We start from the raw sequence: 2,552 nt of genomic DNA, 5'->3' as shown, positions 1-2,552 counted from the left end.
TTCAGCCGCCACCATCGTAGGTCACCCCCACCCAACCCTCCCCCATCAAGGGGGAGGGCTTTCGCACCGTTGGACACAAAAAACCCCGCCGGTTCGCACCGGCGGGGTTCTTCGTCAGAGCTTCGGAAAGCTCTTACTTCTTGATGTTGGTCGGCAGCTTGCAGCCGCCGCCGACGCCCTTGGCCTGCAGGCAGGACAGCAGTTCCTTGGGCTTGGGCGCGGGCGCGTTCAGCGGGTAGGCCAGCACCCAGCCCGGCAGGCCGTCGGCGCAGGCGACTTCGATGAAGCCGTCGGTCTCGGTGCGGCCGATGACCCGGGCGTCGGAAACCTCGCAGCTGCCCTTGCCGTAGCCCTTCAGGTCGGACCACAGGCGCGGGAACACCGCGGTCGGCTTGGTGTAGCTGCAGCGGAAGCCGTTCAGCTCCGAGAACAGGCAGTCATAGACGCGGTTGTCGGTGGGCGAGAACATGCCGATGCCGCCGTCCGGACGGTTCGAGCACTTCAGCTCGACCACTTCCTTCTTGGGGTCGTTCGACGGGAACAGGCCGTAGGATTCGACCTTGCAGTCGAAGCCGGCCTTCTTGGCCAGGCTGGTGTAGAGGCCGGCCTGCTCGGTCTTGGCCGCGCGGCTGTCGGTCAGGGTGCACTCGGCGCCGCCCGGGGCGTTGGCGCAGTCGATGGCGCGGGCGAGAGCGCCGCTGGCCAGGGTCTGCTGCAGCACATAGCCCTTGCCGTCCTGGCACGAGACTTCGAAGTAGTTGTCGCTCTTGGTGGTCAGGATGTAGCGCTTGTCCTTGACCGCGCAGCCGTTGTTGGCGGCGGCGGCCAGGGTGTCGACGACCTGCAGCTGGGTGGCGCGGTCGGTCAGCTTGCACGAGATGTTGCCGGTCTCGTCGTACAGCAGGCAGCTGTTGGCCACCGTGCCTTCGAGCTTCATCGGGACCGGAACCTGGACGATGTAGCCGGCGCCGCCCTTACAGGCGACTTCGAAGAACGAGTTGTTGTTGCCGGTGCCGATGGCGCGGGCGTTCTGCAGGTCGCAGGCGGCGCTGGCCTTGGCGAGGTAGGGCTTCAGGCCCTGCTTGGGATCGACGTTGGCCGGCAGCAGGCACTTCAGGCCCGATTCCTTGCCGTCGGCGCCGACCTGGCCGGTCTCGAGGCAGTTGAACGCCTGCGGGGCGGCGTCCTTCTTGGCCACGATGGCGTAGCCCATGCCTTCCTGGCAGGCGACTTCGTAGTAGGAGGTGCTGGTCTTCTTGTCGGCGCCGATCAGGCGGGCGTCGGACACTTGGCAGGCGATGGTCGTCTGCGCCATCAGCGGCGGCGCTTCCTTCATGCCGGTTTCACGCGACTTGGCGTCGACGGCGGCGGCGGCGGGCTTGGCATCCTTCGGCGCCGCGAAGGCGGCGGCCGGAACGAGCACGGCGACCGCGAGGGCGGCCGTCAGGCCGATCGCGAATGGCCTCATGTCTGTAGTCTCCTGGGGGTGAATTCCTCGCGGCGGACTTAAGCGCCCGCTTGCATCTAGGGTCAAGATGTCGTCCGACAGGGGCGCAATCATGGCGCGGCTTGGCCATAAAAAATGGGCTGCCAGGAAGAGAACGCGGGAGTGAAACGGCGATGAGCGACGGTTTCGAGGAGGCCGCCAGCGACGCGGAATCGCCGCGCCGGCCGCGCCTGGCCTATCCGTTCGAGGTCGAGCCGGAGCCCGGTTCGGGCCAGGCGGTCGAGGTCGCGCCGGGGGTGCTGTGGCTGCGCCAGCCGCTGGGCGGCTCGCTGGGCTTCATCAATGTCTGGGCCCTGGCCGACGGCGAGGGCTGGACGATCGTCGACACCGGCATGGCCACCAGGGAGACCAGCGGCGCCTGGAAGGCCGCCTTCGCCGGGGCGCTGGAGGGACGGCCCGTCACCCGCGTCATCGTCACCCACCTGCACCCCGACCATGTGGGCCTGGCCGGCTGGCTGACCCGCCGCTTCGACTGCCGGCTGTGGATGACCCGGCTGGAATACTTTCAGTGCCGGATGCTGGTGGCCGACACCGGCCGCGAGGCGCCCGAGGACGGGGTGCGGTTCTTCCGCGCCGCCGGGTGGGACGACGACGCCATCGACAACTACAAGACCCGCTTCGGCGGCTTTGGCCGGGCGATCCACGCCCTGCCCGACAGCTATCGCCGCATGGAAGACGGCGAGACCTTCCGCATCGGCGCGCACGACTGGACGGTGGTGACCGGCCAGGGCCATTCGCCCGACCACGCCTGCCTGTGGAGCCCGGCGCTGGGCCTGCTGATCTCGGGCGACCAGGTGCTGCCGAAGATCTCGTCCAATGTCTCGGTGTTCCCCACCGAGCCCGACGCCGATCCGCTGACCGACTGGCTGACCTCGCTGGCCAAGGTCAAGGCGACCGTCCCCGACGAGGTGCTGGTGCTGCCGGCCCACAACGCCCCGTTCCGCGGCCTGCACGCCCGCATCGACCAGCTGATCAACGGCCACGAGCGCGGCCTTTCGCGCCTGGTCGGCAAGCTGTCCGAACCCAAGCGCGCCGTCGACGCGTT

General features: G+C 68.5%; 2 protein-coding genes. One reads left to right on the top strand and one right to left on the bottom strand.

Going from position 1 to position 2,552, the window contains the following annotated elements; all coding sequences use genetic code 11:
- Positions 1-133 precede the first annotated feature (133 nt).
- Positions 134-1,468 carry a hypothetical protein gene (locus tag DMC18_RS22225; RefSeq protein ID WP_110133318.1) on the bottom strand — a complete coding sequence of 445 codons (1,335 nt, stop codon included), beginning with the start codon at positions 1,466-1,468 and terminating at the stop codon, positions 134-136.
- A gap of 152 nt (positions 1,469-1,620) precedes the next feature.
- Here DMC18_RS22225 and DMC18_RS22220 point away from each other — a divergent pair.
- On the top strand, positions 1,621-2,552 hold a 932-nt coding region (locus DMC18_RS22220), incomplete at its 3' end, for an MBL fold metallo-hydrolase (RefSeq protein WP_110133317.1).

This window comes from Caulobacter sp. D5 (genome assembly GCF_003185805.1).
Lineage (GTDB): Bacteria > Pseudomonadota > Alphaproteobacteria > Caulobacterales > Caulobacteraceae > Caulobacter.
This window is presented reverse-complemented; position numbering and strand designations above follow the sequence as displayed.

Bases quoted from the DNA above. Each gene is read 5' to 3' on its own strand.
- DMC18_RS22225 (WP_110133318.1), bottom strand. From the start codon at position 1,468: ATGAGGCCATTCGCGATCGGCCTGACGGCCGCCCTCGCGGTCGCCGTG.